We start from the raw sequence: 24,274 nt of genomic DNA on the forward strand, positions 1-24,274 counted from the left end.
CGACCCCGGCAGCCGCTTAGAGTGAACCGGTGAACGGCGACTGGCTCATACGCGGCCGCGACGGCCGGCTCAGTGCCTACCAGCTGTCGGGCGACGCCGTCCTGTGCCGGGCGGAGCGCGGGACGGGCGGCCCCTGGACCGACCCGCGCACGGTGGGCGGCGACCAGAAACTCCACCCCGTCCTCGCCCTCGGCCAGGGCGCCGACGGCTATGCCCACCTGGTCTCCTGGCGGCCCACGAGGAAGGGCGAGTCGGGCCTGGTGCACTCCACCCACTTCCGCCCGCGCCTCGCGGCCCTGGACTGGAACCCGATCGGCCACCCGGACAAGAGGGGCGACCGCACGGGCGCGCCCGCCGTCGCCGTGGACGTGAAGGGCCGGGCCCATGTCTTCGCACGCAACTCCGGCGGCGGGGTCAGCCTGCTCGCGCAGCAGGAGAAGGGCGGCTGGGAGCCCTGGCGGGACCTGAAGGGCCAGGAGGTCCGGGACGGTCTGGCGGCGGTGACGGGGGAGTCCGGCAGGGTCGAGCTGTACGCGGCCGCCCCCGGGGCGCTCCTGTACTGGCGTCAGGAGGAGCCCGGCGTCCAGCCGGTCCTCCAGGAGACCCTGGCGACCGGGGTCCGTCCGGGCACCCTGCACGCCCTGGCCACGTCCCCGGCCGGCACGACCGTCTTCTACACCGACGAGTCCGGCGACGTGTGCGCCTGGCGCCCCGGGACCAAGCCGGTCGCCCTCCTCCACTCGGCGGGATCCGGCCCGGTCACCGCGGTCCGCTGCGACCTCGACGGCCACGACTGCACCTTGCTGGCCCAGCGTTCGGCGAGCGGGCGCATCGCCTTCGCCGCCTACCCGACCGAGCAGGAGTCGGCGGGCGCGTGGTGGAGCGAGTCGGGCCCGCAGCTGCCGGTGGACGCGCTGGTGTCCCTCGCCCTGGACGAGGACGACCGGGTGGCGGCGGCAACGTTGTCCCCGTCGACCGGCCGACTCCTGCTGACCCGGCGCAAGGACGAGCCGGGGCTTGCGCTGGAGGCGTGGCGGCAGGTCTGAGTGCTGCGATGATGACCGCCGTGGACACCGAGACACTCATCGACGCATGGCGGCGTCTTCTCAGCGGCTCAGGAAAATCGTGGGTGCTCTTCGAGCACGGCACCTGTGTGGTGCTCGAAGAGCCCGAGGGATCACTGGCCGATCGGGCCACCGGGATCCTGCGCGAGTTCGGCCCCGTGAGCGTGGGCGGTCCGGCGGGCGACTTCCGCGTGCTCGAACTCCAGAACGGCGAGGGCTGGCTGGTGACGGGCCATCATCCGGACGTCGTCACCTTCGTCGCCCTCGACGAGTCCGAGGACCCCTCGCACCTGGCCGTCGGGATCCACGGACGGTCCAAGCGTGACCAGGACGGCCGGGACCCGCACGTCGTCCATGTCGAGGACGCCCGTCCGCCCGCCTCCTGAAACGCCGATGCCCGGCACACCACGCGGTGTGCCGGGCATCGTACGACCGTACGGAACGGGTTACGCCGGGACGCTCGCCACGCCCGGAGCCAGGAACTTCTTGCCGTTCACGCGCTCCGAGACGCCCTCGCGGTCCAGGTACGGCGTGATGCCGCCCAGGTGGAAGGGCCAGCCGGCGCCCGTGATGAGGCAGAGGTCGATGTCCTGGGCCTCGGCGACGACACCCTCGTCGAGCATGAGCCCGATCTCCTGCGCCACCGTGTCGAGCACCCGCGCCCGCACCTGCTCCTCGGTCAGGACGACATCGCCCTGCTTCAGCAGCGCGGCGACCTCCGGGTCCAGCTCCGGCTTGCCGCTGTCGTAGACGTAGAAGCCGCGCTTGCCCGCCTTGACGACGGCCGCGAGGTTCTCGGAGACCGTGAAGCGGTCCGGGAAGGCCCGGTTGAGGGTCTCCGAGACGTGCAGGCCGATCGCCGGGCCGACCAGCTCCAGGAGGACGAGAGGAGACATCGGCAGGCCGAGCGGCTCCACCGCCTTCTCCGCCACCTCGACGGGCGTGCCCTCGTCGATGACGTTCTGGATCTCGCCCATGAAGCGGGTCAGGATGCGGTTCACGACGAACGCCGGGGCGTCCTTCACCAGAACGGCCGTCTTCTTCAGCTTCTTGGCCACCGCGAAGGCGGTCGCCAGCGAGGCGTCGTCCGTCTTCTCGCCGCGGACGATCTCCAGCAGCGGGAGGACCGCGACGGGGTTGAAGAAGTGGAAGCCCACGACCCGCTCGGGGTGCTGCAGCTTCGACGCCATCTCGGTGATCGAGAGGGACGAGGTGTTGGTGGCGAGGATCGCGTGCGCCGGGGCGACCGCCTCGACCTCCGCGAACACCTGCTGCTTGACACCGATCTCCTCGAACACGGCCTCGATGATGAAGTCCGCGTCGGAGAAGCCCTCGGCCTTGTCCAGGACGCCGGTCACCAGCGCCTTGAGGCGGTTGGCCTTGTCCTGGTTGATCCGGCCCTTGCCGAGCAGCTTGTCGATCTCGGTGTGGACGTAGCCCACACCCTTGTCGACGCGCTCCTGGTCGATGTCGGTCAGGACGACCGGCACCTCCAGGCGGCGCAGGAAGAGCAGGGCGAGCTGGCTGGCCATCAGACCGGCGCCCACGACGCCGACCTTGGTGACCGGGCGGGCCAGGTTCTTGTCCGGGGCACCGGCCGGGCGCTTGCCGCGCTTCTGCACCAGGTTGAACGCGTAGATGCCGGAGCGCAGTTCACCGCCCATGATCAGGTCGGCGAGGGCGACGTCTTCGGCGTCGAACCCCTGCTGCAGGTCACCGTTCTTGGCGGCCGCGATGATGTCGAGGGCGCGGTACGCGGCCGGAGCGGCCCCGTGCACCTTGGAGTCCGCGATGAAACGGCCCTTGGCGACGGCCTGGTCCCAGGCCTCGCCACGGTCGATCACCGGACGCTCGACCTCGATGTCGCCCTTGAGCACCTGGGCGGTCCAGATCAGCGACTGCTCCAGGAAGTCGGCGCCCTCGAAGATCGCGTCCGCGATGCCGAGGTCGAAGACCTGCTGGCCCTTGAGCTGCTTGTTCTGGTTGAGGCTGTTCTCGATGATGACCGAGACGGCCTTGTCGGCGCCGATCAGGTTCGGGAGCAGGGCGCAGCCGCCCCAGCCCGGGACCAGGCCCAGGAAGACCTCGGGGAGGGAGAACGCCGGGATGGCCTTCGACACCGTGCGGTAGGTGCAGTGCAGGCCGACCTCGACGCCGCCGCCCATCGCCGCGCCGTTGTAGTAGGCGAAGGTCGGGACCGCGAGGGCCGCCAGACGCTTGAAGACCTCGTGGCCGCCCTTGCCGATGGCCAGCGCGTCCTCGTGCTTCTTCAGCAGCTCGACGCCCTTGAGGTCGGCGCCGACCGCGAAGATGAACGGCTTGCCGGTGACACCGACGCCGACGATCGTGCCCTCGGCCGCCTCCTTCTCGACCTGGTCGACGGCGGTGTTGAGGTTCGCCAGCGACGCCGGGCCGAAGGTGGTCGGCTTGGTGTGGTCCAGGCCGTTGTCCAGCGTGATCAGGGCGAAGCGCCCGGCACCGGACGGCAGGTCGAAGTGGCGTACGTGCGCCTCGGTCACGACCTCGTCCGGGAACAGCTCGGCCGCGCCCTTCAGGAGTTCAGCGGTGGTGCTCACTTGTCGCCTCCGTCGAAGTGCGGGTTCTCCCAGATGACCGTCGCGCCCATGCCGAAGCCGACGCACATGGTGGTCAGGCCGTAGCGGACCTCCGGCTGCTCCTCGAACTGGCGGGCCAGCTGCGTCATCAGACGGACGCCGGAGGAGGCCAGCGGGTGACCGAAGGCGATCGCGCCGCCGTACTGGTTGACGCGCTCGTCGTCGTCCGCGATGCCGTAGTGGTCGAGCAGGGCCAGGACCTGGACGGCGAAGGCCTCGTTGATCTCGAACAGACCGATGTCGGAGATGGACAGGCCCGCCTTGGCGAGAGCCTTCTCCGTGGCCGGGATCGGGCCGTAGCCCATCACCTCGGGCTCGACGCCCACGAAGGCGTAGGAGACCAGGCGCATCTTGACCGGCAGGTTGTGCTCGCGGGCGAAGTCCTCGCTCGCGATGATGGAGGCGGTGGCGCCGTCGTTCAGACCGGCCGCGTTACCGGCGGTGACCCGGCCGTGGACGCGGAACGGCGTCTTGAGGCCGGACAGGTTCTCCAGGGTCGTGCCCGGGCGCATCGGCTCGTCGGCGGTGACCAGGCCCCAGCCCGTCTCGCCGCCCTCGGGGCTGGTACGACGCACCGAGATCGGCACCAGGTCCTGCTGGATCTTGCCGTTGGCGTACGCCTTCGCGGCCTTCTCCTGCGAGCGCACCGCGTACTCGTCGGTGCGCTGCTTGGTGATGTGCGGGTAGCGGTCGTGCAGGTTCTCGGCGGTCATGCCCATGAACAGGGCGGACTCGTCGACCAGCTTCTCGCTGACGAACCGCGGGTTCGGGTCCACGCCCTCGCCCATCGGGTGGCGGCCCATGTGCTCCACACCACCGGCGATGACGGCGTCGTAGGCACCGAACGCGATCGAACCGGCCGTGGCCGTCACGGCGGTCAGGGCGCCGGCGCACATGCGGTCGATCGAGTAGCCGGGGACCGACTGGGGGAGACCGGCGAGGATGCCGGCGGTGCGGCCGAGGGTCAGGCCCTGGTCGCCGATCTGGGTGGTCGCGGCGATGGCGACCTCGTCGATCTTCTTCGGGTCCAGACCGGGGTTGCGGCGCAGCAGCTCCCGGATCGCCTTCACGACGAGGTCGTCGGCGCGGGTCTCGTGGTAGATGCCCTTCGGGCCCGCCTTGCCGAACGGGGTGCGGACGCCGTCTACGAAGACGACATCCCTGATGGTACGAGGCACGATGGCTCTCCTCCAGGGTGCGGGATGGCACTGCTGCGACGCGCAAGAGCTGAGCGCGCGCTCAGGACCCATGCTACTTATGAGTAACGTAGCTGCCCAGTCCTGCTGAAGGGAGCGGTGAACGTCACACCCGCCCCTCCCAGGATCTTGGCGTGATCTCGACGTCGCTGTTCCGCTTGCGCGGCCCACCGGATGAGCGCGCCCCACAGGGGCGCGCGGAACCGGGCGGGCAACCCCGGCGACCGCCGTACGCGAGGGAGCGTTACGGCGGCCGGGTCTCAGGCCGAGTCCAGGCCCCGCGCCCCGGCAAGATCCGGAAGAAAGGCCCTGAGGGGACAGCCCTTAGGCACCCTTAGGCATCCTTCGCGGACAGCGCCGCGACCAGCACGGGGGTGACCTGCTCCACCTGCCACGGCCGTGCGCCGTATCCGACCAGCGCAGCCTCCACGGCTCCCGCGTCGGCAGACGGCGGCTCCCAGCAGATCCTGCGCACAGTGTCCGGAGAGACGAGGTTCTCCTGAGGCATCGTGAGCTGCTCGGCCAACGCCGAGACCCCGGCCCGGGCGGCGGACAGCCGAGCCGCGGCAGCGGGATCCTTGTCGGCCCACGCCCGAGGCGGCGGCGGACCGGCCACCTGCTGCCCGGGCTGAGGCAGCGCGCTGTCCGGAAGAGCCTTGGCCCGGTCGACCGCCGCCTGCCACTGCTCCAGCTGCCGGCGCCCCACCCGGTGCCCGAACCCGTTCAGCGCGGCGAGCGCGTGCACGTTGCTCGGCAAGGAGAGCGCGGCCTCCACGATGGCCGCGTCCGCCAGCACCTTGCCCGGCGACACGTCCCGCCGCTGAGCGACCTGGTCCCGCGTCTGCCACAGTTCCCGTACGGCGGCCAGCTGCCGGCGCCGCCGCACCTTGTGCATGCCGGACGTACGGCGCCAGGGGTCCTTGCGGGGCTCGGCCGGCGGTGCTGCCGCGATCGCGTCGAATTCCTGGCGCGCCCACTCCAGCTTGCCCTGCCGGTCCAGCTCCTTCTCCAGGGCGTCCCGCAGGTCGACGAGAAGCTCGACGTCCAGAGCCGCGTAGCGCAGCCAGGGCTCGGGCAGCGGCCGGGTGGACCAGTCGACGGCGGAGTGCCCCTTCTCCAGGACGAAGCCGAGGACGCTCTCGACCATGGCCCCGAGTCCGACCCGGGGGAACCCGGCGAGCCGGCCGGCCAGCTCGGTGTCGAACAGGGAGGTCGGCACCATGCCTATCTCGCGCAGACAGGGCAGGTCCTGGGTGGCGGCGTGCAGCACCCACTCGACGCCGGACAGCGCCTCACCGAGACCGGACAGGTCGGGACAGGCGACGGGGTCGATCAGCGCGGTGCCGGCGCCCTCGCGACGCAGCTGCACCAGATAGGCGCGCTGCCCGTAGCGGTAGCCGGAGGCGCGCTCGGCGTCGACGGCGACGGGGCCGGAGCCGGCGGCGAACTCGGCGATCACCGCGGCGAGGGCGGCCTCGTCGGCGATCACGGGCGGAATGCCCTCGCGGGGTTCGAGGAGGGGAGTCGGCGCCCCCGTCACAGAAGATCCGGCGTCGTCCGGAGGGGTGCCTCCGGTGATACGCAGGGAGCTGTCTGCTGCGGTCTCTTGGGCGTCGGTCACATGTCAAGGGTATCCATGTGTGGACAGCACCCGTCGACGGAACGTTCCGTCGACGGGCACCGGAGGGTCGTAAACCAGTCAGGCCGGTGAAACTTACGGTTCACGTGAGTGAACCGGGGCTCCGCCGAGCGGCTCATCGGCGGTGCGCGTGAGAGGGCGGTTCGGAGGAGGGCGGTACGGGGGAAGGCGGTACGGGGCGGGAGGTCAGTGGATGATTCCGGTGCGCAGGGCCACGGCCACCATCCCGGCACGGTCGCCCGTGCCGAGCTTGCGGGCGATGCGCGCGAGGTGGCTCTTCACGGTCAGCGCGGACAGGCCCATCGAGACGCCGATGGCCTTGTTGGACTGGCCCTCCGCGACCAGCCGCAGCACCTCGACCTCACGCCCGGACAGCTCGCGGTAACCACCCGGGTGGCTCGGGGAACCCGGGGGGCGGCGGTGCATGCGGGCGGCGGAACCGAGGGGAGCGGCGCCGGGCCGGGCGGGCAGTCCGATGTTCGTCCGGGTGCCGGTGACGACGTAGCCCTTGACGCCGCCCGCGAGGGCGTTGCGGACTGCGCCGATGTCGTCGGCGGCGGAGAGCGCCAGCCCGTTGGGCCAGCCCGCGGCGCGGGTCTCGGACAGCAGGGTCAGGCCGGAGCCGTCGGGCAGGTGGACGTCGGCGACGCAGATGTCGCGGGGGTTGCCGATGCGGGGACGAGCCTCCGCGATGGACGAGGCCTCGATGACATCGCGCACACCCAGCGCCCAGAGGTGGCGGGTGACGGTGGAACGGACGCGCGGGTCGGCCACGACCACCATGGCGGTCGGCTTGTTCGGGCGGTAGGCGACCAGGCTTGAGGGCTGCTCGAGGAGAACGGACACCAGGCCTCCTGGGTGGGGGGACGGGGCCGGCTTGTGGGGATGAAGCCGGGACGAACCGTGCTTTCAAGGTCACAGTCGTCTTCGGCAGCAAACGCGTCCGCCTTTAGAGAATGATCACGATCTAGTGAGTAACAATCCGTGCAATTCGGACACGCGATCGATCATCCGAAGATCAAGTCGGTTCGGGTCGATGCGATTCGAGTGCGAAAGTGGTCGTATCGACAAAGGGATGGTCAACTACGGGTCCGCGAGGATTACCCCGGCATGACCGGGGGGTCGCTTCACCGGGACTGCGGATCCCTGCGCTGCGGCAGCGTCACCACCGAGGCGTCGCCCGGACCGGCCGGCGGCAGCCCGCCGACCTGGGCCAGCAGATCGCACCAGGAGGCCAGGTGGGCGGCGGTGTCCGGCACCCCGCCGAGACCCTCGCGAGGCGTCCAGGAGGCACGGATCTCGATCTGCGAGGCGGGTGGGCGCTCGGACAGCCCGCCGAAGTAGTGCGAGCCCGCGCGCGTGACGGTGCCGCTCGGCTCGCCGTACGTCAGCCCCCGCGCCTGCAGCGCACCGGTCAGCCACGACCAGCACACCTCGGGGAGCAGCGGATCGGCCGCCATCTCCGGCTCCAGCTCCGCGCGCACCAGCGTCACCAGCCGGAACGTACCGTGCCAGGCATCGTGCCCGGCCGGGTCGTGCAGCAGCACCAGCCGGCCGTCGGCGAGGTCCTGATCGCCGTCGACCACCACGGCCTCCAGCGCGTACGCGAACGGGGCCAGCCGCTTCGGGGCAGGCGTCGGCTCCACCTCGACCTGCGGCCGCAGCCGCGCGGCCCGCAGCGCGTCGACCGCGGACCGGAACGCCGGCGGTGCCGCCGTGCCCGCCCGCCCCTCCGCCTCCGCGGTGTCCTTCGCGTCGTCCATTCCGTCAGCGCCGTCCGACAGTCGTCCCTGAGCCGCAGCCATGCGGGGAAGAGTAAGGGGAACGGCGCCCCGGCGCAGGTAGGACACCCCTGAGGGCGGCCGCACTTCTCACGCCGTGCCCGTGCGAGACTTGCCGACGTGAGTGCCAACGGAAGCCCCACGGGCAAGCAGCCGACAGCGACGTACGAGAGCGCCTTCCTCAAGGCGTGCAGGCGCGAACCCGTGCCGCACACCCCCGTGTGGTTCATGCGTCAGGCCGGCCGCTCCCTGCCCGAGTACCGCAAGGTGCGCGAGGGCATCCCCATGCTCGAGTCCTGCATGCGGCCCGAGCTGGTCACCGAGATCACGCTCCAGCCGGTGCGCCGGCACGACGTGGACGCGGCGATCTACTTCAGCGACATCGTCGTCCCGCTCAAGGCCATCGGCCTCGACCTCGACATCAAGCCGGGCATCGGACCGGTCGTCGAGCAGCCGATCCGCACCCGTGCCGACCTCGCCCGGCTGCGCGACCTGACCCCGGAGGACGTCCCGTACATCACCGAGGCGATCGGGCTGCTCACCCGTGAGCTGGGCGCCACTCCGCTGATCGGATTCGCGGGCGCGCCTTTCACCCTCGCGAGCTACCTGGTCGAGGGCGGTCCGTCGCGCACGTACGAGAACGCCAAGTCCATGATGTACGGCGACCCCGAGCTGTGGGCCGACCTGCTGGACCGCCTGGCCGACATCACGGCCGCCTTCCTGAAGGTGCAGATCGAGGCGGGCGCGAGCGCGGTCCAGCTGTTCGACTCCTGGGTCGGCGCCCTGGCCCCGGCCGACTACGTGAAGTCGGTGATGCCCGCCTCGGCGAAGGTCTTCGAGGCCGTCGCGGGCTACGGCGTCCCGCGCATCCACTTCGGTGTCGGCACCGGTGAGCTGCTGGGGCTCATGGGCGAGGCCGGCGCGGACGTCGTCGGCGTCGACTGGCGCGTCCCGCTGGACGAGGCCGTGCGCCGGGTCGGCCCCGGCAGGGCGCTCCAGGGCAACCTCGACCCGACCGTCCTGTTCACCGACAAGAACACCGTCGAGGTCAGGGCGCGTGAGGTTCTCGACGCCGCCGCCGGTCTCGAGGGGCACGTCTTCAACCTCGGCCACGGTGTGCTGCCCAACACCGACCCGGACGCGCTGACCCGGCTCGTGGAGTACGTCCACACGCACAGCGCCCGCTGAGCGGACCCGCTCACCACACCTGACGGGGCCGGGCCTGCCTGCCGAACAGCAGGCGGCGCGGCTCCGGCGGGGGCGGCGTGCCGGGCTTGAGCGGCCAGGCCAGCAGCATGCCCGCCACGAAGCCGACCACATGGGCCGCGTACGCCACCGTTCCGGCGCCGGAGACGGCGTGCCCGGAGGAGTACACCGCCTGGAGCACGAACCAGAAGCCCAGCACCAGCCAGGCGGGCAGCCTGAGCGGCAGGAAGACCAGGAACGGGACGAGGACCCAGACCCTCGCCTTCGGATACAGCACCAGATAGGCGCCGAGGACCCCTGCGATCGCCCCGGACGCGCCGATCAGCGGATCCCCGGAGGTGGCGTTGAGCAGCGCGAAGCCGTAGCCGGCCGCGTAGCCGCAGACGACGTAGAAGAGGAAGTAGCGGATGTGGCCCATCCGGTCCTCGACGTTGTTGCCGAAGATCAGCAGGAAGAGCATGTTGCCCAGCAGATGCAGCCAGCTGCCGTGCAGGAACATCGCGGTGAACACGGACAGGGCCGGGGACTTGTCGTAGCCAGGCGGTGCCACCACACAGCCCGGGCCGTTCGGCCCCATACCCACGACGCCCGTCGGGACCACCCGTGGCATCTGATGGTGGATCAGCTCCTGGGGGACCACCGCATAGCGGTCCATGAAGGCCTGCAGATGGCACAGTTGCGCCAGGTCGTCGGCGCCGGCCACGGAACCGGCTATGCCGGGAGTGGTGAGGAAGACGAGCACGTTGGCGGCGATGAGCGCGTACGTCACATACGGGGTGCGGCGTACCGGGTTCACGTCATGGACGGGGATGACCACACAGAAGTAGTGCCCCCGATGCGGCGCGCGAACCGGTGAACGCCGTCGGGCGGGTGTGCGTATCTCTCCTCAACCGACGTGAGGATCAGGCGATGAACGAGCGAGTTACTCCTCCGATGCATGCCCTGCCCGACGGCGAGGCGGAGATCTCCCTGGTCGTACGGCTTCCCTGGGAGGATGTCGCGCGGCTCGGCCAGGAGGCGGGACGGCTGGCCGCCCAGATGCAGCGGCCCGTGACGCTGGACGAGGCCGTGAGCCATCGGCTGCGGTCGCTGCGGCCCGGTGCGGCGACGCACGCGAAACCGGCGGTGGAACAGCCGGCAGCCGTCACGTCCAGCGCGTCCGTGGCGTCCCTGCCGCGCCTCAGCGGGACGGCCTAGGACCTGTCGTCGGACTCCCGCCTGCCGCGCGGGGCCGGTGCCACCACGCGGCGGAGCCGCAGCAGGGCCACAGCCCCGCGCCCCTGGGGCCGGTCACCTCGCCCGCACCTTTGACGTCGCCTTCCTCGCCGCGACCAGCACCGGGTCCCACACCGGGGAGAACGGCGGGGCGTACCCCAGGTCCAGGGCCGTCATCTGCTCGACCGTCAGGCCCGCGGTGAGGGCCACCGCCGCGATGTCGACCCGCTTGGCCGCGCCCTCCCTGCCGACGATCTGCACGCCGAGCAGGCGGCCCGTGCGGCGTTCGGCGAGCATCTTGACCGTCATGAGGGAGGCGCCGGGGTAGTAGCCGGCGCGGCTGGTCGACTCGATGGTGACGGTCTCGTACTGGAGGCCCACGCGGCGGGCGTCCTTCTCGCGCAGGCCGGTGCGGGCGATCTCCAGGTCGCAGACCTTGCTGACCGCTGTGCCGACCACGCCGGGGAAGGTGGCGTAACCGCCGCCGACGTTGGCGCCGATGACCTGGCCGTGCTTGTTGGCGTGGGTGCCGAGCGGGACGTACTGCTCCTGACCGGAGACCAGGTTGAGCACCTCGACGCAGTCGCCGCCCGCCCAGATGTCCTTGTGGCCGCGTACCCGCATCGCGAGGTCGGTGAGCAGGCCGCCGTGGCCCCCGAGCGGGAGGCCCGCCGCGCGGGCGAGGGCGGTCTCCGGGCGTACGCCGATGCCGAGGACGACGACGTCAGCCGGGTACTCGACGTCGTCCGTGGCCACCGCGCGGACCCAGCCGTCCTCGCCGGTGAGCAGCTCGGTGACGGCGGCGTCGTTCACCATGGTGATGCCCAGGCCCTCCATGGCCCGGTGCACCAGGCGGCCCATGTCCGGGTCGAGGGTCGACATCGGCTCCTGGCCGCGGTTGACGACGGTCACGAGGAAGCCGCGATTGATGAGCGCCTCGGCCATCTCCACACCGATGTAGCCGGCGCCGACGACGACCGCGCGACGGCCGCGCCCGGGGGACAGCGAGTCGAGCAGGGCCTGGCCGTCGTCGAGGGTCTGCACCCCGTGCACGCCCGCGGCGTCGGCGCCCGGCATGTCGGGGCGGATCGGGCGGGCGCCGGTGGCGATGACGAGTTTGTCGTACCGCGTCCAGGACTCGGCGCCGGAATCCACGTCACGCGCGCTCACGGCCCGTCGGTCCGGATCGATCTCGGTGACCTCGGTGCGCAGCCGTACGTCGATCCCGCGCGCGCGGTGCTCCTCCGGTGTGCGCGCGATCAGCTCGTCCCGCTCGGCCACGTCACCGCCGACCCAGTACGGGATCCCGCACGCCGAGAAGGAGGTGAAGTGACCGCGCTCGAAGGCAACGATCTCCAGTTCGTCGGGCCCCCGCATCCGGCGCGCCTGTGACGCCGCGGACATCCCCGCGGCGTCACCGCCGATCACGACCAGCCGTTCCCTGTCGCCCCGCTCGCCGTTCATCCTCATGCGAACACGCTACGGGGCGAGGGCATTTCACTCCTGGCCGGGCACGCTGGAGGAGTCCGGCACGGGGCGTGCGTGGGGCAGCGGGCCCGGGGCCGTCGTCGCGGGCGCGGCACCCGCACGGCGCGGGCGTACGAGGCGCAGCCACAGCAGCGCCAGCAGGGCCGCGAGCGCGGCGAACGGCAGGACTGCGCCGAGGGCCAGGGCGATCCAGCGGAGCATCGTGACGAACACGTGCCAGCCACCGGACAGCGCGTCCACGAAGCCCGGCGTGTCGTCCTCGGCGGCCTTCTTCACCGGCGTCCCGGACAGCGACAGGGTGATGGTCGCGAGGCTGGTGCGGTCCTTCAGCGACGCCTGCTGCGCGAGCAGCGCCTCCAGGTCCGCCTCTCGGTTGCTCAGCTCCCCTTCCAGGGTGACGACGTCGCCCAGCTTGGTCGCCCTGTCCATCAGCTCGCGGATCCGGGCCACGCTCGCCCGCTGCGACTTGATGCGGCTGTCCACGTCGACGACCTGGTCGGTGACGTCCTCCGCCTTCGCGGTGCGTTCGATCAGCTTGCCGGTGCCCTGGAGGTCGGCGAGGACCGCGTCGTACTCCGTGGTCGGCACGCGCAGTACGACCCGGGTCTGCTCGTGGCCCTCGGGGTCCCGGCTCGTGCTCTCGTTGCCGACGTAGCCGCCCGCGCTCTCGGCGGTCGTCCGGGCCGCCTCCAGGGCCTTGGGCACGTCCTTGACCTCGACGGTCAGCGAAGCGGTGCGGATGATGGCGCTCGGGGTGAGCTTGGGCGCCTTGCTGGGCGCCTTGGCATCCTCGGCCTTGCCGCCGGCGGCGCCCGCCGGCTGTTCCGCGCTGTCGGCGGCGGACTTCGAGGAGCCGCCCGAGTCGTTCGCGGCGCTGCATCCGGCGAGCGCCAGGGAGGCGGTGAGCAGGACCCCGGCCAGAATCCGGACGGAGGGTCCGGAGGGTCCGGAGGGTCCGGAGCGTGCGGCTTGTATGGATCGTGATGTGCGCATGGGCGGAGCCCCCCGATGATGACGACGACAAGTGATGCCCCTTCGACGCCCGGGCCGTCCGGAACGTTGGCCGTGGCCGGTTCCGATGCGGTCACGGTCCGGACTCGTGCGGGACACCGGGCCCGGGCGGGAGTGCCGGCGGGGTCTGAGAGAGTGGGGTCATGAGCGCAACGGGTAGGAGCACGCGGCATGTCGTCGTCATCGGGGCCGGCATCGCCGGCCTGGCCGCCGCCCACCGGCTGCTCGGACGCGGGATGCGCGTGACGGTCCTGGAGGCCTCCGGCCGGGTCGGCGGCAAGCTGCTGCCCGGCGAGATCGCGGGCGTCCGGGTGGACCTGGGCGCCGAGTCGATGCTCGCCCGCCGCCCCGAAGGGGTGGCGCTCGCGCGCGAGACGGGCCTCGCCGAGCAGCTCCGGCCGCCGGCCACCGCGACCGCCTCGATCTGGACCCGGGGCGCTCTGCGCCCGATGCCCAAGGGGCATGTGATGGGCGTCCCCGGCACCGCCACCGCCCTGACCGGTGTCCTGTCCGACGAGGGCCTGGCCCGCATCGAGCGCGACGCCGACCTGCCCAGCACGGAGATCGGCGACGACGTGGCCGTCGGGGAGTACGTGGCGGCGCGGCTCGGCCGGGAGGTCGTGGACCGGCTGGTCGAGCCCCTGCTGGGCGGTGTGTACGCGGGCGACGCGTACCGCATCTCGATGCGCTCGGCCGTCCCACAGCTCTTCCGGGCCGCTCACACGCACGACTCCCTCACGGCGGCCGTCCGCGACATCCAGTCCAAGGCCGCCGCCAGCCCGCAGACCGGGCCCGTCTTCATGGGCATCGAGGGCGGGGTGGGCCGGCTGCCGTCGGCGGTGGCCGAGTCGGTGCGGGCGCGCGGCGGCGAGATCCTGACCGGGACACCGGTCACCGCGCTGCGCCGGGAGGCCTCGGGCGGCTGGGTCGTCACCGCCCAGGGGCGTGCGCTGCACGCCGACGCGGTGATCGTCGCCGTACCCGCCCCGGCCGCCGCCGCGCTGCTGCGCGCCGAGTCCCCGGAGGCCGCGGCCGAGCTGGGTGCCGTCGAGTACGCCTCGATGGCCCTGGTCACCCTCGCCTACCGCCGCGGCGACGTCGCCCTCCCCGAGGGCAGCGGCTTCCTCGTGCCGCCGGTCGACGGCCGCACCATCAAGGCGTCGACCTTCGCCTCCCGGAAGTGGGGCTGGATCGCGGACGAGGATCCGGACGTCGTGGTGCTGCGCACCTCCGTGGGGCGTCACGGCGAGACGGAGATCCTGCGGCGCGAGGACGCCGACCTGGTCGAGGTCTCGCGGCACGACCTGCGCGAGGCCACCGGCCTGGACGCCGTGCCCCTCGAGAGCCGCGTGACCCGCTGGACCGACGGCCTGCCCCAGTACCCCGTCGGCCACCACGCGCGCGTGGCCCGCATCCGCGAACAGGTCGCCAAGCTGCCGGACCTCGCCGTGTGCGGCGCGCTCTACGACGGCGTCGGCATCCCCGCGTGCGTCGCGAGCGCGTACGCGGCGGTGGACCAGCTGGGCGGCGACCCGGCCGGTGTCGAGGAGCTGACGGCCAACCCGGTGCAGAGCCTGCACGGCGGAGCGGGAGAATAGGGACCATGAGTGACGACGCACCCACCACCGAGTCCGGCAGGATCCCGAACAAGGGCAAGCTGGCCAAGGACCTCAACGAGGTCATCCGCTACACCCTGTGGTCGGTCTTCAAGCTGAAGCACGTACTGCCCGAGGACCGCACGGGTTACGCCGACGAGGTCCAGGAGCTGTTCGACCAGCTCGCCGCGAAGGACGTGACGATCCGCGGCACGTACGACGTCTCCGGTCTGCGCGCCGACGCCGACCTCATGATCTGGTGGCACGCCGAGACCAGCGACCAGCTTCAGGAGGCGTACAACCTCTTCCGCCGCACCAGGCTGGGCCGCGCCCTGGAGCCGGTCTGGTCGAACATGGCGCTGCACCGCCCCGCCGAGTTCAACCGCTCGCACATCCCGGCGTTCCTCGCCGACGAGACGCCTCGCAACTACGTGAGCGTCTACCCCTTCGTGCGCTCCTACGACTGGTACCTGCTGCCCGACGAGGACCGCCGGCGCATGCTCGCCGACCACGGCAAGATGGCCCGCGGCTACCCGGACGTGCGCGCCAACACGGTCGCCTCGTTCTCGCTCGGCGACTACGAGTGGGTCCTGGCCTTCGAGGCCGACGAGCTGTACCGCATCGTCGACCTCATGCGCCACCTGCGCGCCTCCGAGGCCCGTATGCACGTCCGTGAAGAGATTCCGTTCTTCACCGGGCGCCGCAAGGACATCGGCGAGCTGATCGCCGGGCTCGCCTAGGCGCTCTTGCCCTTCAGGGAGTCCCGCAGCTGCTTGGAGGCGCCGTCCGCCGTGGCTTCGGGCCTCGGCTCCGGGTGCGGTGCGCAGGCCGCGCGCCGCCCCGGGAGGCGGCCTTCCAGCAGGTAGGCGTCCAGGTACGCGTTCACGCACTGGTTCCTGCCGCCCCCGATCCCGTGCGTGCCCGCGTCCCGTTCGGTCACCAGCACCGAGCCGGACAGCCGCCGGTTCATCTCCAGCGCGCCCGCGTACGGCGTGGCCGCGTCCCGCTCGGCCGCCAGGATCAGCACGCCGGGCAGTTCACCGGGTCCGGTCCGCACGTCCACCGGCCGCTGGCGGGGCGCCGGCCAGTAGGCGCACGGCAGGTTCATCCACACGTTGTCCCAGGTCTCGAAGGGCGCCACGCGCGCCAGCTGCGTGTTGTCGCGGTCCCACACCTTCCAGTCCGTCGGCCAGGCCGCGTCGTTGCACTCGACCGCCGTGTACACCGCGTTGCCGTTCTCGGCGTCGGCGGCCGTCTCCTGGCTCGGTGCGGCCAGCCGGACCAGCGGCTTCGCATCGCCCTTCAGATAGGCCGCCAGCGCGGCGGCCCGGCTCGCCCAGAAGTCGTCGTAGTACCCGGCGGTGAGGAAGGTGCTCTGCAGCTGCCCCGGCCCGACCTTCCCGCCCGCGGCCTTCGCGGCCAGCCGGCCGCGTGCGGTGTCGTAGCTGGCCTGCACCTTCACCGCCGTGTCACCGAGCCGGTAGACGTCGTCGTGCCGGGCGATCCACTCGCGGAAGTCCGTCCAGCGGTCCTCGAACGCGGCCGACTGGTCCAGGTTGTTGCGGTACCAGACCTTCGTCTGGTCCGGGTTCACCGCCGAGTCCAGCACCATCCGCCGCACGTGCCCGGGGAACAGCGTCGCGTACACCCCGCCGAAGTACGTGCCGTACGACGCTCCCATGAAGGTCAGCCGGTCCTCGCCCAGCGCCGCCCGCAGAACGTCCAGGTCACGGGCGTTGTTGACCGAGTTGTAGAACTCCAGCTTGCTGCCCGACCGTTCGGCGCAGCCCTGCGCGTACGCCTTCGCCTGGGCGATGCGCTGCTGCTTGTACTGCTCCGAGGGGTGCGTGGGCGACTGGGTGGGCGCCTTGATGAAGTTCTTGGGGTCCACACAGGACAGCGGCGACGAACGTTCCACTCCGCGCGGGGCGTAGCCGACCAGGTCGTAGGCGGCGGCGATCCGCTTCCACTCGGGCCGCGTTCCGACCAGCGGGAAGAGCATGCCCGACCCGCCCGGACCGCCCGGGTTGTAGACGAGGGAGCCCTGCCGGGGCACCTTCCGCTTGCTGTTGCGCGGGTCCTTGTGGGTGGCCCGTACCCGGCTGACGGTCAGTTTGATCTGCTTGCCCTCGGGGTGCGCGTAGTCCAGCGGGACACTCACCGTGCCGCACCGCATGCTGCCCGGGGCCTTCAGTTCGGCGGCGCACTTACCGAAGTCGATGCCGGCCGCGCGGGCGCGCGCGGCGGCCACCGCGGTCCCGCGCAGCTCGGGCGCGCCCGGCAGCCGGGGAGCGCCGTCCGCCGGGGCCGCGGCCAGGGAGGTCAGGAGCAAGGAACCGGCGGCCGAGTACAGGGCGGCAGCTTTCATCGCGTATCCCTTCGGTGAGCGGCGGCGATGGCACGGCTGCCACGGCCCGGCGACCACAAAAGGGATGTTTCGTTCGCCCGTCGTCGAAGGCAAGCACCGCCCGGCGGGTGTCGCCGTCTATGCCCCCTATGCGCCCCCAGGCCCTGTGCCGATGGGGGCCGATCTGCCCTTCGTCGACGTCGTGGCGGCAGGAGACGACGGACGCCCCGTCCTCACCGCCTCCCCGGCAGACGAGGAGGAGTCCTCCGGTTCCAGGCGAGTGCAGCAGTGGCGGGCCGGTCACGGCGGGTGCTTCGGCGGGGCTCGGTGAGCGCCCTGAGCGACTTCAGGGGATGTTCGTGACCGGGCGTCGGTGGGCATGCCAGGCAGTCCGTGCCGTTCACGGACCCGGAACGGCCGCTCGGGGTGTTGGCCGGTGGGCGGTGGACGTCTCCGGCGGTTCGGTCCCGTCCGCGGTCGGCGCCAGCCCGGTGATGAAGGTGCGGATCTCTTCGGCCTCGGGGACGGCGAGGGCGATGTACAGCTCAAGGGCCTGCCGGGCGTGGTCGTGGGCGAGGTCGATCCGGCCGAGGTCGCGGTGGACGTGCGCCAGGCCGTCGTGGGCGCGGGCCTGTTCGGGTCGGTAACTGCACTCGCGGGCGAGGGTCAGCGCGGTGTCGTGTTCGGCCGCGGCCCGGGCGAGGTCGCCCATGGAACGGGCGGCTTCCGCCAGGGCGTTGAGGGACTCGGCCTCGTCTCCCGGGAAGTCGAAGCGGCGGCTCAGTTCCAGGGCGCCGTCATGATGGTGCCGGGCCTCGTGGTAGCGGCCCTGCCGTTGGTACAGCAGTCCGATGTTGTTCAGGACGATGGTTTCACCGATGCGGGATCCGGTTTCGCGGTACACGTGCAGGGCTTGGCGGTGATGCTCGTGGGCGTCCTCGAATCGTCCTTGGCGCTCGTGGACGATGCCGAGGCTGGTCAGGCACCGGGCTTCGCCGCCGCGGTCGCCGAGTTCGCGGAAGAGTGCCAGGGACTGCGCGCAGTGGTCGTGGGCTCGGTCGTAGTCCCGCCGTCGCGTGGAGACGGTGCCGAGGTTCTGCAGTGCGCGGGCCGCGGCGCCTTGGTCGCTGCTCTCGCGCGCGAGGTTCAGGGCGTGTCGGTAGTGCTCGGCCGCTTGCTCGTACGCGCCGTGCCACCAGAAATGGACCTCGCCGAGGTCGAGGAGTGTGCGTGCTTCGGCGGCCGTGTCGCCGCTTCGGCGGCCGGCTTGGAGTGCCAGGCCGTGGAGTGCCAGTGCGTCGGCTTGGTGGGCGTGGCCCAGCAGGTAGCGATGCAGGGTGGCGGCCAGTTGGCTGGTGTGCGGGCGCCAGTCGTGGTCGGCGGCGTGCCGGCCGACCGCCATGAGGTTCGCCCGTTCGGTGTCCAGCCAGGTGATCGCCTCGGCCTCGTTCCGCGGGGCCGGGGCCGGGGTGTCCGGTGCGGGTATGCGTGGTCTGCGGTTCTTGCCCTCGGGGTAGAGGTGGTCGACGGCCGTGCTCGCGGTGTGGAGATAGTGGTGGAGGAGTCGGCCGAGGGCCTCGTGCTGGGCGTCGGGGGATTCCTGGGCTGCCGCGGTGGCCAGGGCGTGTTCACGCAGCAGGTCGTGGAAGGTGTAGCGGCCGGGCTGGTGCTGGATCAGGACGTGGGCGTCCAGGAGGTCTTCCAGAAGCATCTCGGCCTGCTCGGGCGGGAGGCCGGCCAGCGCGGCGGCCGCATCCGGGCTGATGTCACGGCCCGGCTGCAGCCCGACAAGCCGGAACATGCGCTGCTGATCGGGCGTCAGCTGCTCGTAGGACAGCGTGAACGCTGCCGCCACCCCCCTCTCCGAGGTGGCCAGCTCGGCCAGTCTGCGGCGCTGGTCGCGGAGCCGGTCGGCCAGGTAGGCGACGGTCCAGCGGGGGCGATGGTGCAGGCGGGCGGCGGCGATGCGGACGGCCAGCGGCAGGAAACCGCACAACTGCAGGACGTCGAGGACGGCCAGGGGTTCGGCGGCCGCCCGTTCGCCCACGATGGCCGTGAACAACTCCACGGCGTCCGCGGCAGGCAGCACGTCCACGGACAGGGCGTGTGCCCCGTCCAGGTCGGTCAGCCGCCGGCGGCTCGTGATCAGGATGAGGGCGCGGGAGGAACCCGGCAGCAACGGGCGTATCTGGTCGGCGCCGAGGGCGTTGTCCAGCACGGCCAGCACCCGGCGGCCGGAGAGTTCGGACCGCCACAGCGCGGCGCGATCGGCGACCGACGCAGGTATGTGCTGTGCGGGCACCCCGAGTTGGCCCAGGAGGACCTCGAGCGCGGCACCGGAGTCGAGCGGCGCCTGACCGGCGGTGTGGGCCTGCAGGTCCACGAAGAGCTGCCCGTCGGGGAACTGGTCTGCCAGGCGGTGCGCCGCATGGACCGCGAGCGTCGTCTTGCCGACCCCGGCCATCCCGTCGATCGCCGAAATCGTCACGACTGCACCACTGTTGCTCGTCCACTGGCGGGTCAGCCCGTCGAGCTCGCCGTCGCGTCCGGTGAAGTCCGGGACGTCGTACGGCAGGAAGTTGATCCCCTGGGGCTTCGCGGGCGCGGTGGCCGGCGCCCGGAGACCGGGTTCGTCCCGCAGGATGTCCTGTTCGAGCTTGTCGAACGCGTGGCCGGGGTCCAGCCCCTGCTCCTCGGCCAGAGCCGCCCGGAATTCTCTGGCCACGTGCAGCGCGTCAGGCTGGCGTCCTGCGCGGTGCAGGGCGAGCATCAGCCGGCAGCACAGCCGCTCCCGCAAGGGGTTGGCCGCCGCGTGGACGGTCAGTTCGTCGATGAGGTCGTCGTGACGGCCCAGGGACAGTTCCAGGTCGGCCAGGCGCTCGACGGCGGTCAGCCGCTGCCCGTTCAGGCGTGCTCTGGCGCCCTCGACGTAATGGGCGGTGATGTCGGCCAGCGGCTCTCCCCGCCACAGCGCCAACGCGGTACGTATCCGGTCCGCGGTGTCCCGCTCGTCGTCAGAGGTGGCCGGCGCCTTGGCGATCCGACTGGTGAACTCGTGCAGATCGAGTTGCCCCGGCTCGGGAGTGATCACGTACCCGGCCGGCCGAGTGGCCAGCATCCGGTCGGCTCCTGAAGCGCGCAGCATCCGTCGGATCGCGGCGATCGTGGTCTGGATCTGCGCGCGGGCAGAGTCCGGCGGCAGCGGCCCCCACATCGCGTCGATCAGGCGGTCCGTGCTGATGGTGACCCCGGCATGCAGCAACAGGTAGGCGAGTACCGCGCGATGACGGGGTGCCAGCCCAGGTGACTCCGGACCGGGAGCCAGGGCCTCCACCGGACCGAGGATCGTGAACCGCATACAGTCACTCCGGGGGTCACCAGCGCGTGCATCGAAGAAGCATCGGGAATGTATCAAGATCCACCGGCAGGGTTACCCGCATGCCAGGACTGCACACCATTGATCCGGAGAAGGCGACCGGTGAAGCCGCGACCCTGTTCACCGCCACGCACCAGGCCCTGGGAGTCATCCCCAACCTGGCCAAGGTGATGGCCAACAACCCGACCGTACTGAAGGGATACGTGGACGTCATCACCGCCCTGAGCGCGGAGGGGACCTTGTCGCCGGGTGTGCGCGAGCGCATCGCCTTGCTGGTGGCGCAGGAGAACCGATCCGACTACTGCCTGTCCGTGCATGCGTTCCGTGGGACCAAAGTGGCCGGACTGACCACGGCCGAGGCCACCCGCGCGCGGCGGGGCGAGGCCGACGACCCCTGGGCCGCCGCCGTCCTGGACCTGGCCGCCGCGGTGGTCCGGGACCACGGAGCCGTTTCCGACGCGCGGCTGGCCACAGCCCGGCACGCCGGCCTCTCCGACGCGCACGTCGTCGAGGTCATCGCCCACGTGGCGCTCAGCGTGTTCACCAACTACCTGGCCACCGCGGCGCGCATCGACATCGACTGGCCGCTCGTGCGCCACACCGACTGGGAGAACGCGATGACCTGAACGTACGCGATGACACGGTCAGGACCGGATCGCCCGAACCGGATCCCCCGGCCCGCCCCCACACAACATGAGCCATCCCCACCGAGGAGTCACACATGATCAGCGCCGTCCCGCTCACCCAGGTCTCGACCGAAGACGCCACCGCCTGGCATGCGGTCGTGGCGGCCTCGCTCGCCTGCGATCTGCCCGAGGAGCCCCGGCCCACGTTCGAGCAGATCCACGCCCGACTCACCGTCGCCGGGCGGGACAACCGCCGACTGCTGTGGCTGGCCACCACGGCCGACGGTGCGGTGGTCGGTGTGGCCGGGCTGCGGCTGTTCACCTCGCCCGGTCAAAGCCACCTGGCAGAGCTGGAGCTGCACGTCGCCCCGGACCGGCGGCGCTCGGGAGTGGGCTCGCACCTGCTGGCCACAGCCGTGAAGGCAGCACAGGCCGAACAGCGTCGCAGCCTGGTGGCCGCCGCACCCGGTGACGGACCGAGTGGCGCCTTCTGCGCCGCGCGCGGCTTCCGGCGCGTACTGGCACTCGACCACCTGCTTCTCGACGTCGCGCACGCCGACGATGCAGAGGCCGACGCCGAGCACCCCGGCTACGAGCTGGCCGGCTGGACCGGCACGGTTCCCGACGAGCTGGCCGAGGCGTTCGCCGCGGCCAAGAACGCGATGAACGACATGCCCACCGGCGACATGGACTACGGCAGCCAGACCTGGACCGCCGACCGGGTCCGCGCCATGGCCGAAGTGCTCGCCGACCGCGGTGACCTGCTGCTGACGACCGCCGCGCTCGGCAAGGGGGAGATGGCCGGATACACCGAGATCGTCATCCGGGCCGGGGAGACCCGCCGGGCCCTGCAGTACGACACCGTCGTGGTGGCCGCCCACCGCGGCCACGGGCTCGGGCTGTGGGTCAAGGCCGAGATGGTGCGCAGGCTCCGTGCCGAGCACCCCGGAGTCGTGGAGATCGAGACCGACAACGCACAGGACAACACCCACATGCTCGCCGTGAACCGCCGGCTGGGCTTCCGCTTCCACCGCAGCACCCACGAATACCAACTCGACCTGCCCGACAACTGACCACCCCCCTCCTTACCGCTCCTCCTCCTGACCGCTTCCCAAGGAGAACGTCCGATGCAGAAGTTCGAGACCCCCGACCCGATCGCCGCCGTTCTGGAGATACCCGCCGGCCGCATCAGCCTCGTCGCCGCCGACCGCGCCGAGACCACCGTCCAGGTGCGTCCCGCGGACGCGGCCAAGGGGCGCGATGTGAAGGCCGCGGAGCAGATCGCGGTCGAGTACGGCGACGGCGTGCTGCGCGTCGTCACACCGGAGGCGAAGAACCGGGTGCTGAGCAACCTTGGATCCGTCGAGGTGACGGTTCACCTGCCCACCGGCTCCCGCGTCGAGGCCACCGCCGCCGCCGCGGAGGTGCGCACCGAGGGCCGGCTCGGCGACGTCACCGCCCATGGCGCCCACCGCCGCATCGAGATCGCCGACGTGGAGGGCCTGCGTCTCACCGCCGTCGACGGCGACATTCACGTCGGCCGACTACGCGGCCCCGCGGAGATCTCCACCACGCGGGGCAGCATCACCGTCGACGAGGCGGTGCGCGGCACGGTGGTGCTCCGAACTCAGCACGGCGACATCTCGATCGCCGCCGCCCCCGGCATCTCCGCCACTCTGGACGCCGACCTCCGCCACGGCCGCGTCAGCAACGCCCTGAAGAACGACGGCTTCCCCGTACTGGACATCAGCGCCACCAGCAGCACCGGTGACATCGTCGCCCGCAGCCTCTGACCCCGTCATCCATCGTCTTCTCCTCTCCCCCCGACACTTCCACCCGACCAGGGAGCACCCCACCATGTCCCAGTTCACCGCATCAGGGCAGCGCAAGATCCGCGACGTGCTGGCCCGGCACGTGGAGTCCGGCAAGATCCCCGGCGTCGTCGCGCTCTTCAGCAAAGACGACGAAACGTACGTCGAGACGCTCGGCACGATGCAGCACGACGGCGGCGCCCCGATGCGCCGGGACACCATCTTCAGGATGGCCTCCGCCTCCAAGCCGCTCTCGATATCGGCGGCGATGGTGCTCCTGGACGAGTGCCGGCTGCGGTTGGACGACCCGGTGGACCAGTGGCTGCCGGAGCTGGCCGACCGTCAGGTCCTGAAGGCGTTCGACGGCCCCATCGACGAGACGGTCCCGGCGCGCCGTCCGGTCACCGTCCGGGACGTGCTGACCTCCACCTTCGGCCTCGGTATGGACATGACCTCGATCGGTACGCCGATCATGAACGAGGTCTTCGCGCAGGGGCTGACGCCCAACCTGCCCACTCCTATGCCCGACCAGGACGAGTGGCTGCGCCGCCTGGGTGCGCTGCCGCTGATGCACCAGCCCGGCGACCACTGGCAGTACCACATCGCCAGCGACCTGGCCGGCGTGCTGGTCTCCCGGGTGACCGGCAAGACCTTCGACGAGGTGCTGCGCGAGCGCGTCTTCGGCCCGCTGGGGATGAAGGACACCGGCTTCCACGTCCCGGACGAGAAGGTCGACCGCATGCCGGTCCTCTACGCGCCCGACCCGGCGTCCGGCGAGTTCCAGGTGTGGGACGAGTCCAAGGGCGGCCGGTGGAACATTCCTCCGGCGTTCCAGGGCGGCGGGGGCGGTCTGGTCTCCACCGCGGACGACTACCACGCCTACTTCAAGATGCTGCTGAACGGCGGCAAGCACCGCGGCGAGCGGATCCTGTCCAGGCAGGCGGTGGAACTGATGACCACCAACCGCCTCGCCCCCGCACAGAACGCCGCCCGCACCGAGCTGGCCACCAACAACGTCCACATCTCGTTCGGCCAGGGGCAGCACGGAGGCTGGGGCTTCGGGATGGCGGTACGGACCTACCGCGGCGACTACGCGCCCGTCGGCCAGTTCGGCTGGGACGGCGGCGCCGGCACCTCCACGTACGCCGACCCCGTCAACAACGTCGTCGGCATCCTCCTCACCCAGGTCGGCAGTTCCGCCCCCAACTCGGTCCACCTGATGCACGACTTCTGGACCACCCTCTACCAGGCGATCGAGGAGTAAGCGCCCACCCGGACCTCCGCACCGGCGCCCGCTCCGCCCC

General features: G+C 71.5%; 21 protein-coding genes. 11 read left to right on the forward strand and 10 right to left on the reverse strand.

Annotation, left to right across the window (positions count from 1 at the left end; all coding sequences use genetic code 11):
• The first annotated feature begins 29 nt into the window (after positions 1-29).
• Complete coding sequence (locus tag ACIRU3_RS09630; RefSeq protein ID WP_404053827.1) at positions 30-1,046, forward strand: hypothetical protein; 1,017 nt, start codon at positions 30-32, stop codon at positions 1,044-1,046.
• A gap of 11 nt (positions 1,047-1,057) precedes the next feature.
• Positions 1,058-1,450, forward strand: coding sequence for a hypothetical protein (locus ACIRU3_RS09635; protein ID WP_404054420.1), 393 nt, complete (start codon positions 1,058-1,060; stop codon positions 1,448-1,450).
• Between the two features lie 60 nt (positions 1,451-1,510).
• Here the strand turns inward: ACIRU3_RS09635 and ACIRU3_RS09640 are convergent, their stop codons facing one another.
• The 5 genes from ACIRU3_RS09640 to ACIRU3_RS09660 all read right to left on the reverse strand — a co-directional run bounded on the left by ACIRU3_RS09640 (position 1,511) and on the right by ACIRU3_RS09660 (position 8,319).
• A complete protein-coding gene (locus ACIRU3_RS09640; protein WP_404053829.1) occupies positions 1,511-3,640 on the reverse strand; it encodes a 3-hydroxyacyl-CoA dehydrogenase NAD-binding domain-containing protein in 2,130 nt (709 codons plus the stop codon).
• Positions 3,637-4,857: a thiolase family protein gene (locus ACIRU3_RS09645; RefSeq protein WP_404053832.1), complete on the reverse strand. Its 1,221-nt coding sequence runs from the start codon at positions 4,855-4,857 to the stop codon at positions 3,637-3,639. The genes ACIRU3_RS09640 and ACIRU3_RS09645 overlap by 4 nt, the downstream gene beginning before the upstream one ends.
• Positions 4,858-5,209: 352 nt before the next feature.
• Positions 5,210-6,496: a ribonuclease D gene (locus ACIRU3_RS09650; protein WP_404053835.1), complete on the reverse strand. Its 1,287-nt coding sequence runs from the start codon at positions 6,494-6,496 to the stop codon at positions 5,210-5,212.
• 204 nt (positions 6,497-6,700) lie between these two features.
• Entirely contained in the window at positions 6,701-7,360 is a 660-nt protein-coding gene (locus ACIRU3_RS09655) for a LuxR C-terminal-related transcriptional regulator (RefSeq protein ID WP_404053838.1), read from the reverse strand.
• Between the two features lie 281 nt (positions 7,361-7,641).
• Entirely contained in the window at positions 7,642-8,319 is a 678-nt protein-coding gene (locus ACIRU3_RS09660; protein ID WP_404053840.1) for a DUF3000 domain-containing protein, read from the reverse strand.
• Between the two features lie 96 nt (positions 8,320-8,415).
• Here ACIRU3_RS09660 and hemE point away from each other — a divergent pair, with 96 nt between their 5' ends.
• The gene (gene hemE, locus ACIRU3_RS09665) at positions 8,416-9,483 is read left to right on the forward strand and encodes a uroporphyrinogen decarboxylase (RefSeq protein WP_404053843.1); all 1,068 of its coding nucleotides are present in this window, start codon (positions 8,416-8,418) and stop codon (positions 9,481-9,483) included.
• Between the two features lie 10 nt (positions 9,484-9,493).
• Here hemE and ACIRU3_RS09670 read toward each other — a convergent pair whose 3' ends face one another.
• Positions 9,494-10,318, reverse strand: a complete 825-nt coding sequence (locus ACIRU3_RS09670) for a rhomboid family intramembrane serine protease (RefSeq protein WP_404053845.1) — start codon at positions 10,316-10,318, stop codon at positions 9,494-9,496.
• Between the two features lie 92 nt (positions 10,319-10,410).
• Here ACIRU3_RS09670 and ACIRU3_RS09675 point away from each other — a divergent pair, with 92 nt between their 5' ends.
• Complete coding sequence (locus tag ACIRU3_RS09675) at positions 10,411-10,698, forward strand: hypothetical protein (protein ID WP_404053848.1); 288 nt, start codon at positions 10,411-10,413, stop codon at positions 10,696-10,698.
• Between the two features lie 93 nt (positions 10,699-10,791).
• Here the strand turns inward: ACIRU3_RS09675 and ACIRU3_RS09680 are convergent, their stop codons facing one another.
• Both ACIRU3_RS09680 and ACIRU3_RS09685 read right to left on the reverse strand, forming a co-directional pair.
• Complete coding sequence (locus tag ACIRU3_RS09680; protein WP_404053850.1) at positions 10,792-12,186, reverse strand: FAD-dependent oxidoreductase; 1,395 nt, start codon at positions 12,184-12,186, stop codon at positions 10,792-10,794.
• Between the two features lie 27 nt (positions 12,187-12,213).
• A complete protein-coding gene (locus tag ACIRU3_RS09685) occupies positions 12,214-13,197 on the reverse strand; it encodes a DUF4349 domain-containing protein (protein ID WP_404053852.1) in 984 nt (327 codons plus the stop codon).
• 161 nt (positions 13,198-13,358) lie between these two features.
• Between ACIRU3_RS09685 and hemG the strand changes: the two genes are divergently transcribed.
• Positions 13,359-14,813, forward strand: coding sequence for a protoporphyrinogen oxidase (gene hemG, locus ACIRU3_RS09690; protein WP_404053854.1), 1,455 nt, complete (start codon positions 13,359-13,361; stop codon positions 14,811-14,813).
• A 5-nt stretch (positions 14,814-14,818) separates the two neighbouring features.
• Positions 14,819-15,550: a hydrogen peroxide-dependent heme synthase gene (gene hemQ, locus ACIRU3_RS09695; RefSeq protein WP_404053857.1), complete on the forward strand. Its 732-nt coding sequence runs from the start codon at positions 14,819-14,821 to the stop codon at positions 15,548-15,550.
• Here hemQ and ACIRU3_RS09700 read toward each other — a convergent pair.
• Positions 15,547-17,178 carry an alpha/beta hydrolase gene (locus tag ACIRU3_RS09700; protein ID WP_404053860.1) on the reverse strand — a complete coding sequence of 544 codons (1,632 nt, stop codon included), beginning with the start codon at positions 17,176-17,178 and terminating at the stop codon, positions 15,547-15,549. The genes hemQ and ACIRU3_RS09700 overlap by 4 nt on opposite strands.
• 64 nt (positions 17,179-17,242) lie before the next feature.
• Between ACIRU3_RS09700 and ACIRU3_RS09705 the strand changes: the two genes are divergently transcribed.
• Positions 17,243-17,488 carry a hypothetical protein gene (locus ACIRU3_RS09705; protein WP_404053862.1) on the forward strand — a complete coding sequence of 82 codons (246 nt, stop codon included), beginning with the start codon at positions 17,243-17,245 and terminating at the stop codon, positions 17,486-17,488.
• A 69-nt stretch (positions 17,489-17,557) separates the two neighbouring features.
• On the opposite strand, the gene ACIRU3_RS09710 is transcribed toward ACIRU3_RS09705, so the two are convergent.
• Positions 17,558-20,515 carry a BTAD domain-containing putative transcriptional regulator gene (locus ACIRU3_RS09710; RefSeq protein WP_404053865.1) on the reverse strand — a complete coding sequence of 986 codons (2,958 nt, stop codon included), beginning with the start codon at positions 20,513-20,515 and terminating at the stop codon, positions 17,558-17,560.
• 80 nt (positions 20,516-20,595) lie between these two features.
• Between ACIRU3_RS09710 and ACIRU3_RS09715 the strand changes: the two genes are divergently transcribed.
• The 4 genes from ACIRU3_RS09715 to ACIRU3_RS09730 all read left to right on the forward strand — a co-directional run bounded on the left by ACIRU3_RS09715 (position 20,596) and on the right by ACIRU3_RS09730 (position 24,234).
• Positions 20,596-21,159 carry a carboxymuconolactone decarboxylase family protein gene (locus ACIRU3_RS09715; RefSeq protein WP_404053867.1) on the forward strand — a complete coding sequence of 188 codons (564 nt, stop codon included), beginning with the start codon at positions 20,596-20,598 and terminating at the stop codon, positions 21,157-21,159.
• A gap of 95 nt (positions 21,160-21,254) precedes the next feature.
• Positions 21,255-22,232 (forward strand): GNAT family N-acetyltransferase, encoded by a 978-nt coding sequence (locus ACIRU3_RS09720; RefSeq protein ID WP_404053869.1) that lies wholly within the window; start codon positions 21,255-21,257, stop codon positions 22,230-22,232.
• A 54-nt stretch (positions 22,233-22,286) separates the two neighbouring features.
• Entirely contained in the window at positions 22,287-22,952 is a 666-nt protein-coding gene (locus ACIRU3_RS09725; protein ID WP_404053872.1) for a DUF4097 family beta strand repeat-containing protein, read from the forward strand.
• A 64-nt stretch (positions 22,953-23,016) separates the two neighbouring features.
• On the forward strand, positions 23,017-24,234 hold the full coding sequence (locus ACIRU3_RS09730; protein ID WP_404053875.1) for a serine hydrolase domain-containing protein: 1,218 nt from the start codon (positions 23,017-23,019) through the stop codon (positions 24,232-24,234).
• Positions 24,235-24,274: the final 40 nt, after the last annotated feature.

The sequence above is a fragment of the Streptomyces sp. NPDC101151 genome (assembly GCF_044768335.1).
Classification (GTDB): Bacteria; Actinomycetota; Actinomycetes; order Streptomycetales; family Streptomycetaceae; genus Streptomyces.

Bases quoted from the DNA above. Each gene is read 5' to 3' on its own strand.
- ACIRU3_RS09635 (WP_404054420.1), top strand. From the start codon at position 1,058: ATGACCGCCGTGGACACCGAGACACTCATCGACGCATGGCGGCGTCTT.
- ACIRU3_RS09660 (WP_404053840.1), bottom strand. From the start codon at position 8,319: ATGGCTGCGGCTCAGGGACGACTGTCGGACGGCGCTGACGGAATGGAC.
- ACIRU3_RS09675 (WP_404053848.1), top strand. From the start codon at position 10,411: ATGAACGAGCGAGTTACTCCTCCGATGCATGCCCTGCCCGACGGCGAG.
- ACIRU3_RS09680 (WP_404053850.1), bottom strand. From the start codon at position 12,186: ATGAGGATGAACGGCGAGCGGGGCGACAGGGAACGGCTGGTCGTGATC.
- ACIRU3_RS09685 (WP_404053852.1), bottom strand. From the start codon at position 13,197: ATGCGCACATCACGATCCATACAAGCCGCACGCTCCGGACCCTCCGGA.
- hemG (WP_404053854.1), top strand. From the start codon at position 13,359: ATGAGCGCAACGGGTAGGAGCACGCGGCATGTCGTCGTCATCGGGGCC.
- hemQ (WP_404053857.1), top strand. From the start codon at position 14,819: ATGAGTGACGACGCACCCACCACCGAGTCCGGCAGGATCCCGAACAAG.
- ACIRU3_RS09700 (WP_404053860.1), bottom strand. From the start codon at position 17,178: ATGAAAGCTGCCGCCCTGTACTCGGCCGCCGGTTCCTTGCTCCTGACC.
- ACIRU3_RS09705 (WP_404053862.1), top strand. From the start codon at position 17,243: ATGTTTCGTTCGCCCGTCGTCGAAGGCAAGCACCGCCCGGCGGGTGTC.
- ACIRU3_RS09710 (WP_404053865.1), bottom strand. From the start codon at position 20,515: ATGCGGTTCACGATCCTCGGTCCGGTGGAGGCCCTGGCTCCCGGTCCG.
- ACIRU3_RS09715 (WP_404053867.1), top strand. From the start codon at position 20,596: ATGCCAGGACTGCACACCATTGATCCGGAGAAGGCGACCGGTGAAGCC.
- ACIRU3_RS09720 (WP_404053869.1), top strand. From the start codon at position 21,255: ATGATCAGCGCCGTCCCGCTCACCCAGGTCTCGACCGAAGACGCCACC.
- ACIRU3_RS09725 (WP_404053872.1), top strand. From the start codon at position 22,287: ATGCAGAAGTTCGAGACCCCCGACCCGATCGCCGCCGTTCTGGAGATA.
- ACIRU3_RS09730 (WP_404053875.1), top strand. From the start codon at position 23,017: ATGTCCCAGTTCACCGCATCAGGGCAGCGCAAGATCCGCGACGTGCTG.